6 protein-coding genes are annotated in these 6,530 nt (G+C 71.5%); 4 read left to right on the top strand and 2 right to left on the bottom strand.

All coding sequences use genetic code 11. The features are described 5' to 3' along the window. Positions 1-44: 44 nt before the first annotated feature. Genes AB0C62_RS06980 through AB0C62_RS06970 form a run of 3 tightly spaced genes read left to right on the top strand, consistent with a single transcriptional unit; the run spans position 45 to position 3,070 of the window. Entirely contained in the window at positions 45-1,070 is a 1,026-nt protein-coding gene (locus AB0C62_RS06980; protein ID WP_362970666.1) for an iron chelate uptake ABC transporter family permease subunit, read from the top strand. A gap of 1 nt (position 1,071) precedes the next feature. Then, on the top strand, positions 1,072-2,184 hold the full coding sequence (locus AB0C62_RS06975; protein WP_362970302.1) for an iron chelate uptake ABC transporter family permease subunit: 1,113 nt from the start codon (positions 1,072-1,074) through the stop codon (positions 2,182-2,184). A 4-nt stretch (positions 2,185-2,188) separates the two neighbouring features. Further along, positions 2,189-3,070, top strand: a complete 882-nt coding sequence (locus AB0C62_RS06970; RefSeq protein ID WP_362970300.1) for an ABC transporter ATP-binding protein — start codon at positions 2,189-2,191, stop codon at positions 3,068-3,070. A 90-nt stretch (positions 3,071-3,160) separates the two neighbouring features. On the opposite strand, the gene argB is transcribed toward AB0C62_RS06970, so the two are convergent. Both argB and AB0C62_RS06960 read right to left on the bottom strand, forming a co-directional pair. Next, positions 3,161-3,988 (bottom strand): acetylglutamate kinase, encoded by an 828-nt coding sequence (gene argB / locus AB0C62_RS06965; RefSeq protein WP_362970664.1) that lies wholly within the window; start codon positions 3,986-3,988, stop codon positions 3,161-3,163. A gap of 62 nt (positions 3,989-4,050) precedes the next feature. Then, a complete protein-coding gene (locus AB0C62_RS06960; protein WP_362970298.1) occupies positions 4,051-4,998 on the bottom strand; it encodes a methionyl-tRNA formyltransferase in 948 nt (315 codons plus the stop codon). 85 nt (positions 4,999-5,083) lie between these two features. Here AB0C62_RS06960 and AB0C62_RS06955 point away from each other — a divergent pair, with 85 nt between their 5' ends. Beyond that, entirely contained in the window at positions 5,084-6,442 is a 1,359-nt protein-coding gene (locus AB0C62_RS06955) for a SidA/IucD/PvdA family monooxygenase (RefSeq protein WP_362970296.1), read from the top strand. Positions 6,443-6,530 lie beyond the last annotated feature (88 nt).

The following is a 6,530-nucleotide window of genomic DNA, read 5'->3' as shown; positions in this document are numbered from 1 at the left end:
AAGGCCCGCCTAACCTAAGGGAGTTGGCCGTTGGAGACCGCAAGGTGACCGGGGGCAAGCACGTCCGCCCGGTCCTTCTCGTGGCGTCGCTGAGCACCGTGCTGATCGTGCTCTGTCTGCTGTCGGTCGCCGTCGGCGCGGCCGGCATCCCGCTGGACGAGGTGGTCCGGGCGCTGTTCGGCCACGCGCCCAGCCGACTGGTCGACAACATCGTCTGGACCGCCCGCGTCCCCCGCACCACGCTGGGACTCGCCGCCGGTGCCGCACTGGGCCTGGCGGGCGGGTTGATGCAGGCGCTGACGCGCAACCCGCTCGCCGACCCGGGCGTCCTCGGCGTGAGCGCCGGCGCCTCTTTCGCCATCGTGGTGGCCGTGGGGGTCCTCGGGTTCGGGTCGTTCTACGGATACGTCTGGTTCGCCTTCGCCGGGGCCCTCGCGGCCAGCGTGCTGGTGTACGTCCTCGGCAGGCTGGGCCGGTCCGGTCCGACCCCGGTGAAACTGGCGCTCGCCGGAATCGCCGTGACCTCGATGCTGTCCTCCCTGACGAGCGCGATCGCGCTCACCAACCCCGACGCGCTGGACCGCTACCGCTTCTGGTCCGCGGGCTCCATGGCCGACCAGGACGCCGCCACCGTCTGGCGGATCCTGCCCTTCCTCGCGATGGGCACACTGCTGGCGCTGGCCTGCGCACCGGCGCTCAACAGCCTCGCGCTCGGCGACGACGTGGCGGCCTCGCTCGGGCGCCGGCTCGGTCTCGTCCGGCTCCAGGGCGTCGCCGCGGTCACCCTCCTCACCGGCGCTGCCGTCGCCGTCATCGGCCCCGTCGTCTTCATCGGACTCGTCGTGCCGCACATCGCCCGGGTGCTCGCCCGCTCCGCGGGCCTCGGCCCCGACCACCGCTGGCTGCTGCCGCTGTCGGCGGTCCTGGCCCCGTGCCTGCTGCTGACCGCGGACATCGTCGGACGGATCGTCGCCCGGCCCACCGAGGTCCAGGCCGGGGTGATCGTCGCCTTCATCGGAGGCCCGTTCTTCATCGCCCTGGTCCGACGCCAGCGCCTGGCGGAGGTGTGACATGACCGAGCCCGCCGCACGGACCGTCGACTCCCGCTCCGGAAAGGCATCCTCTCCCCCGCCACAGCTCGCTTCCGCGTTCCGCGCCTACCGTCTCGCCGTCCCGCCCGTCTCGGGGATCGTGCGGCCCCGGCTCGTCGCCCTGTGCGTGGTCCTGGGCGTCGGCACCTTCCTGCTGTTCTGCTGGGGCCTGACGATCGGCGACTATCCGATCGCCTTCACGGACGTCGTACGCGCCCTGGGCGGTGCCGGCGATCCCGGCACCGTGCTCGTCGTCCAGGACCTGCGGCTGCCACGGGCCCTCGTCGGTCTGCTCGCCGGCGTCGCGTTCGGCATCTCGGGCGCGCTGTTCCAGACGATGACCCGCAACCCGCTGGCCAGCCCCGACATGATCGGCCTCACCCAGGGAGCGGGCACCGCCGTGGTTGCGGGACTCGTGCTCGGCTGGGACGCCGGACTCGGCACCCAGTCGCTCGGCCTGGTCGGAGCCCTGGCCACGGCGCTGCTCGTCTACCTGCTGGCCTGGCGGCGCGGCACCACCGGATACCGGATCATCCTGGTCGGCATCGGCGTCTCCTGGATGTGCGCGAGCGCTACCGACTACCTGATGGCCAAGGGCGGGCGCTTCGAGGCACAGGCCGCCCTCGGCTGGCTGGTGGGCAACCTCAACGGCCGCACCTGGGAGGAGACCCGTCCCCTCGCCGTCGCCCTGGCGGTCCTGCTCCCGGCCTCACTGCTGCTCGGCCGGCTGCTGCGCACGCTCCAGCTCGGCGACGACGTCGCCACCGGCCTCGGCACCCGGGTCCAGTCCGTCCGCCTCGCCATCCTGCTCACCGGCGTCGGCCTGATCGCCTTCGCCACCGCGGCCGCCGGTCCCGTCGCCTTCGTCGCGCTCGCCGCCCCGCAGATCGCGCAGCGCCTGGCCCGCACCGCCTGGCCGCCCACCGTCGCCTCCGGACTCACCGGCGCCCTGGTGGTCCTCGGCAGCGACCTCATCGCCCGCACGCTCATCTCCGGCACGGAACTCCCGGTCGGCATCGTCACCGGCGTCCTCGGCGCGCCGATCCTGCTCTGGCTGCTCGTCCGCGCCAACCGCGCGGGCTCAGGAGGTTGATCCCATGTCGGCTGATTCCCTGTCGGCGACGTCCCCGCCGACCGACCGAGCACCGGGCGCGGGCCCGGACCTGCGGGCGACCGGCCTGCGGCTGGCCTACGACGGCCGGGCGGTCGTCGACGGACTGGACCTCGTCGTGCCGCCGGGCCGGATCACCGCGATCGTCGGCGCCAACGCGTGCGGCAAGTCCACCCTGCTGCGCGCGCTGGCCCGGCTGATGGCACCGCGCGCGGGAACCGTCGAGCTGGACGGGCGGGCGCTGCACTCCATGCCGTCCAGGGAACTCGCCCAGCGGCTCGGCATCCTGCCGCAGAGCCCCGTCGCGCCCGAGGGCCTCACCGTCATCGACCTGGTCAACCGGGGCCGTTCGCCCCACCAGACCTGGTGGCGGCAGTGGTCGCGGGCGGACGAGCAGGCCGTGGGGCAGGCCCTGGCGGCCACCGGCATGACCGACCTCGCGGACCGGCCGGTCGACGAACTGTCCGGCGGGCAGCGCCAACGCGCCTGGATCGCCATGGCGGTCGCGCAGGGAACCGAGGTGCTGCTCCTCGACGAACCGACCACCTATCTGGACCTGGCCCACCAGATCGACGTGCTGGACCTGATCACCGATCTCAACCGCCGGGAACACCGGACGATCGTGATGGTGCTGCACGACCTCAACCAGGCCTGCCGGTACGCCGATCACGTCGTGGCCATGAAGTCGGGGCGGATCGTGGCCGAGGGCTCCCCCGCCGAGGTCATCACGGTGAAGACCGTCGAGGACGTCTTCGATCTCAACTGCCGCATCACCACGGACCCGGTCAGCGACACCCCGCTGGTCATCCCCGTGGGACGGCACCACGGAGCCCCCACCCTGGAGTCCGCGGCACAGGGCGCCGACTGACCACGCCCCCTCCTCCGTCGAGGGGGAGGCAAAGGCGGACGTCCGGTCGCGCGGGGCACCGCGCCTCGCGCGACCGGTCCTCGCGCGTCCTTACCGCGTCCCGTCCGGCACGATCGTCGTGCCGATCCCGCGGCCGCCCGACAGGCCGTCGAGCAGGGCGTGCGGCACCCGGCCGTCGAGCACCCGGGCCGCTCCCACTCCGGCGCGCACGGACCTCAGGCACGCCTCCATCTTGGGCACCATCCCGCCGCCGAGCCGGGGCAGCAGCCCCTCCAGCTCGCCCGCGGTGATGCGGTCGACGACCCGTTCGCTGTCCGGCCAGTCGGCGTAGAGGCCGGGCACGTCGGTCAGGACGACCAGCGCGTCGGCTCCGAGCGCGGCGGCGACCGCACCGGCGGCCGTGTCCGCGTTCACGTTGTAGACCTGGCCGTCCTCCCCCCGGCCCACGGAAGAGACCACCGGAATGTGCCGGTGCTCCAACAGCAGCCCGAGAACAGCCGTGTTGACCTGCGTCACGTCGCCGACGAGGCCGATGTCCACGCGCTCACCGCCCACGTCGGCGAACCGCTTGACGGCGGTGAGCGTGCGCGCGTCCTCGCCGCTGAGCCCCACGGCGTACGCGCCGTCCTCGTTGAGCAGTCCGACCAGCTCCTTCTGGACCTTGCCGGAGAGCACCATCCGCACCACGTCCATGGTCTCCGGCGTGGTGACCCTGAGCCCGTTCAGGAAGGCGGACTTAAGGCCCAGCCGGTCCAGGTGGGCGCCGATCTGCGGGCCGCCGCCATGCACCACGACGGTCCGGACACCACTGCGGCGCAGGGTGAGGACGTCCTGCGCGAAGGCCCGCCGCAGCGGCTCGTCGGCCATCGCGTGGCCGCCGTACTTCACGACGACGGTGCGGCCCTCCAGGCCCTCCAGGCCCTCCTGGCGTTCCTGGCGTTCCTCCGGCGCGGCCTTCTCGGCGAGCCCGAGCAGGCCGCTCACGGACGGGCGGTGAGGTAGCCGCCCATGGTCCGGAAGTAGTCGGTGGCCGCGTGTTCGGCACCGTCCTCGGTGCGCACCCGTCGGACCAGCAGCCCGCGCAGCCGGCCGTTGCGGGCCTCCGCGCCGGCAACGATCACGATCCCCTCCTCCTCGCGGATGAAGATCCGCCCCGGGGTACCGCCGTAGCGGCCCTGCGACACCGACGCCTCGACGATGCGCAGGCGTTCGCCCCGGTGGTGGGTGAAGGCGTTGGGGTACGGGTCGGACTGGGCGCGCACCAGCCGTTCGAGGTCCTCGGCGGGCCAGGTCCAGTCGATCCGGCTGTCCTCCAGGGACCGCTTGTGGAAGAAGCTGGCGCGGCTGCGGTCCTGCGGTATCCAGTGGGCCCGGCCGGACGCGATCAGGTCGAGGGACTCGGTCACCACTGGTGTGATCAGGTCCACGGTGCGGTGGAACAGGTCGGTCACGGTGTCGGCGGGTCCGACCGGGACCGCCCGCTGCAACAGCACGTCCCCGGCGTCGAGTTCGGCGTTCATCCGGTGCGCGGTGACGCCGACCTCGCGCTCGCCGTTGATCAGCGCCCAGATGAGGGGCGAGAAGCCCGCGTAGGCCGGCAGCAGGGAGTCGTGCACGTTGAGCGTGCCGTGCGGGGGGAGGTCGAAGACCTCCGGCGGCAGCACGGTGCGCCAGTTGTTGGCGACGATGATGTCGGGCTCGGCGTCCCGCAGGGCGGCGAGGAGTTCCGGGTCGTCGGGCCGGTTGCGCAGCAGCACCGGGATGCCGTGCTTCTCGGCGAGGTCGGCCACGGAGTCGTCCCAGATCTTCTCGTAGGCGTGCTCACTCTTGGGGTGGGTGACCGCCAGAACCACCTCGTGGTCGGACTCCAGCAGAGCCTGGAGCGTGCGATGCCCCCAGGTCTGGTAGCCGAACATGACGACCCGCATAGTCGATCCTCTCTTGGAGACCACCATTGCAAGGTAAGGCTAACCTTATTTACCATCAGGGGCGCCCAAGGGAAGGGAAGTTGCGGTGAACGCACTGCACGACGAACCTGACGCCATACATGACGTGATCGGGATCGGTTTCGGACCGTCAAATCTCGCACTGGCCATCGCCATTGAGGAGCACAACGCCGGGGCATCACCCGAGGACCGGATCCGCGCGGAGTTCCTGGAGCGTCAGCCATCCTTCGGCTGGCACCGCGGCATGCTGATCGACGACGCGACGATGCAGGTGTCCTTCCTCAAGGACCTCGTCACGATGCGGAACCCGACAAGCGACTTCACCTTCCTGTGCTTCCTGCGGGAACGCGGCAGGCTGGTGGACTTCCTCAACGCGAAGACGCTCTTCCCGTTGCGGATCGAGTTCCACGAGTACTTCGAGTGGGCCGCCGCCCGGCTCGCGCACCTCGTCGGCTACGACTGCGAGGTGCTCTCGGTGGAGCCGGTGACGTCGGACGACGGCGAGGTCCGCTGGTTCGACGTGACGAGCCGGGTGCCCGGAGCACCGGAGCACACGGTGACACGGCGGGCCCGCAACATCTCGGTGGCCGTCGGCCTTGAACCTCATCTGCCCCCGGGTACCGCGCTGTCGGACCGCGTCTGGCACAACAGCGAACTGGTGCCGCGCGTGGCCGAGCTGACCAGCTCGGGTGCCCCGGTGGACCGCATCCTGGTGCTGGGCGCGGGACAGAGCGGCGCCGAGGCGGTCGACTACCTGCACCGGTCCTTCCCGGACACCGAGATCTGCGCGGTCTTCGCCAAGTACGGCTACACCCCGGCCGACGACAGCCCGTTCGCCAACCGGATCTTCGACCCGGAGGCGGTGGACGTCTACTTCCGGTCCGCCCCCGAGGTGAAGCAGTCACTGGTCGACTACCACCGGAGCACCAACTACTCGGTGGTCGACATGGACCTCATCGAGTCGCTGTACGCCACCATGTACCGCGAGAAGGTCCTCGGCCGGGAACGGCTGCGCCTGCGCAACGTCTCCCGCATCCGCGACGTACGGGCCAGGGAGGACCGGCTGGACGTGACGGTGGAGTATCTCCCCACCGGGGAAAGGGAGATCATCTCTTCGGACCTGCTCGTGCACGCCACCGGCTACCGGCCCCGGGATCTGGACGCGCTGCTGGGCCGGGCCTCGAAGCTCTGCCTGCGCGACGACAAGGACGCCGTCCTCGTCGGCCGGGACCACCGGGTCGAGTTCACGTCCGAGGTGACGGCCGGCATCTACGTGCAGGGCGCGACCGAGCACACGCACGGCCTGACCTCCACCCTGCTGTCCACCACGGCCGTGCGTTCGGGCGAGATCCTCGACTCGCTGCTCGCCCACCGCGCGGGCGACGCGGTGGCGCGGACCGACTTCCCCACCCGAACCGCCCTATAAAAGAGGGCAGTTGGACTCGGGAGGGACGGCATCACCCTGTGTGCCGACCCTCCCGGCGCGGGGACGGACCCTTTCGCCCTCACACCGG

Origin of the sequence: Streptomyces sp. NPDC048643 (assembly GCF_040650615.1) — a bacterium.
In the GTDB taxonomy this organism is placed as follows: Bacteria; Actinomycetota; Actinomycetes; order Streptomycetales; family Streptomycetaceae; genus Streptomyces.
The sequence above is the reverse complement of the archived record's forward strand: the minus strand, read 5'-3'. Positions and strand labels throughout refer to the sequence as shown.